This is a genomic window from Bradyrhizobium sp. UFLA05-153, assembly GCF_054185185.1.
The window spans coordinates 1-1,630 of sequence record NZ_JBBIAM010000306.1 but is presented as its reverse complement, the minus strand read 5'-3'; the positions used below and the strand labels follow the sequence as shown (position 1 = coordinate 1,630).

General features: G+C 63.6%; 3 protein-coding genes. 1 reads left to right on the top strand and 2 read right to left on the bottom strand.

Annotation, left to right across the window (positions count from 1 at the left end):
* Positions 1-208: hypothetical protein (locus Q2941_RS51570; protein ID WP_458197533.1), on the top strand; the 208-nt coding region annotated here is incomplete at its 5' end.
* A 58-nt stretch (positions 209-266) separates the two neighbouring features.
* On the opposite strand, the gene istB is transcribed toward Q2941_RS51570, so the two are convergent.
* On the bottom strand, positions 267-1,010 hold the full coding sequence (istB, locus tag Q2941_RS51565; RefSeq protein WP_458197532.1) for an IS21-like element helper ATPase IstB: 744 nt from the start codon (positions 1,008-1,010) through the stop codon (positions 267-269).
* A gap of 15 nt (positions 1,011-1,025) precedes the next feature.
* Positions 1,026-1,630, bottom strand: a 605-nt coding sequence (locus Q2941_RS51560) for a Mu transposase domain-containing protein (RefSeq protein WP_458197531.1), incomplete at its 5' end; no start/stop codon positions are given.

Genomic DNA, 1,630 nt, shown 5'->3' with positions numbered 1-1,630 from the left:
TGCGCATTCCAGGGATGGTGATCAGGTGTTCCAGACGATGGTGATCACGGATTCCAGTGATCGTGATCAGGTTCGGAGGCGAACACGGCTGACGGGTTTATGTGTGCTGGAAACGGCCTCTTCGTCAAGGCTGGCGGGTTGGTTCGAAGATCGTTCCGGCGGTCCATGGGAGGGCCCCGTGCGCGGCGCGGAGTGCCATCACGAGTGACGGAGCGACGCGCGCGGGAGGGGCCTGTGGGCCGGCGGGGCGATCGTGCGCGAGGTGCTCACGGTTTTTTCTTTTCGCCAGCCTGACGCCGTAGACTGTCGCCTTTGAGCTCGATGCGGTGGGCATTGTGAATGATGCGGTCCAATATCGCATCGCCGAGGGTGGGATCGGCAATGACGTCATGCCATTGCGACACGGGGACCTGACTTGTGATCAATAAGGATCCCTTGTCGTAGCGATCGTCGACGATCTCAAGCAGATCACGGCGCTGGTCGGCGGTGAGCGGTTCGGGTCCCCAGTCGTCGAGGATGAGGAGATTGACGCGCTCGAGCGCGGCGATCAGGCGCGCCAGACGGCCTTCGCCGCGCGCCTGGGCGAGATCGGCGAACAGGCGAGATGTTCGCTTGTAGAGGACAGAAAAGCCGTCGCGGCAGGCTTTGTTGCCGAGTGCACAGGCAAGCCAGGACTTGCCGGTGCCGGTTGGGCCGACAATGACCAGGTGGTTGCTGTCGCGGATCCATTGGCAGGTGCCAAGGTTCTGGAAGAGCGAACGATCGAGACCACGGGCGGTGCGATAGTCAACGTTCTCGATGGCGGCAGCCTGGCGGAGCTTGGCACTGGTCAAGCGGCGCGTGAGGCGGCGGTTGTCGCGAGCGGTGACCTCGCGATCGACGAGGAGGCCGAGCCAATCGGCGTGCGGCATCTCCGCCGCCTCGGGATTGTTCTGCAGTTCGACGACGGTATCGGCCATGGCGGCAAGGCCGAGGGCGCGCAGGCGATCGACGGTGGGGTGAATGAGCATGCTGATCTCTCCTGATCAATTGTAGTAACTGCGGCCACGGATGTTGGCGTGGAAGAGGATGGGCGCCTCCTCGGCGGGAGGAGCGGTTCTGTCGGTGCCGTTCTTGAGGATGGCAGCGACCGATTTGTACGAGCGGGCGTTGAGCAGCAGCGCCCGGGCGCAGGCGGCGTCGACACGTTCCTGGCCATAGCGCTTGACCAGCCCGAGAATGCCGATGGCGGAGCGGAAGCCCTGTTCTGGATGCGGCCGCGACCGCAGGATGACGTCGATCAGCGTCTCGGCATCGGGACCGACCTTGGCGGCTTCGGAACGAATGCGCTCATGGGTCCAGTCGCGATAGCGGCGATGTGAGCTCGGCATATGTTCGGGAATCGTCGTCGGGCGATGCGGCAGGGTGCTGCGCAGATGCGACGCCACCCGCTTGCCGCGGAGGAAGATCTCGACGGTCTTCTGGGTAATCCGCGCCTCGACCTCCTGATGCACGAGGTTGTGAGGGACGCTGTAGTAATGCTTGGCGATCTCGACATGATAATCGAGGTTGACCCGGCAGCGCTTCCACTCGGCATACTCGTACGGCTCATCCGGCAAGGGGGTCAGCGCCGGACGATCGAGCTCTTCGA